The 427-nt window shown below is 63.7% G+C and carries 1 protein-coding gene; it reads left to right on the top strand.

The annotated features are described in order from the left end of the window. A partial coding sequence (locus EOA29_RS40260; RefSeq protein ID WP_189479209.1) for a dihydroxy-acid dehydratase occupies positions 1 to 427 on the top strand: 427 nt, incomplete at both ends.

The following is a 427-nucleotide window of genomic DNA, read 5'->3' as shown; positions in this document are numbered from 1 at the left end:
GCCCTATTCCTGCGGCGCGCCGGCGCCCTACGAGATGCGCGACCGCTTCAATTTCGCCTCCGGCGAGAAGGTCATGGAGCTGATCGCCAAGAACATCCGGCCGCGCGACATCATCACCCGCAAGGCGCTGGAGAATGCCGCGACGGTCGTGTCGGCCACCGGCGGCTCGACCAACGCGGCGCTGCATCTGCCGGCGATCGCGCATGAGGCCGGGATCAAGTTCGACCTCTTCGACGTCGCCGCGATCTTCGAGAAGACGCCTTACATCGCCGATCTCAAGCCCGGCGGCAAATATGTCGCCAAGGACATGTTCGAGGCCGGCGGCATTCCGCTGCTGATGAAGACGCTGCTCGACCATGGCTATCTGCACGGCGATTGCATGACGGTGACCGGCCGTACTTTGGCCGAAAACATGCAGCATGTTGCC

This window comes from Mesorhizobium sp. M1E.F.Ca.ET.063.01.1.1, from assembly GCF_003998155.1.
GTDB lineage: Bacteria > Pseudomonadota > Alphaproteobacteria > Rhizobiales > Rhizobiaceae > Mesorhizobium.
The sequence above is the reverse complement of the archived record's forward strand: the minus strand, read 5'-3'. Positions and strand labels throughout refer to the sequence as shown.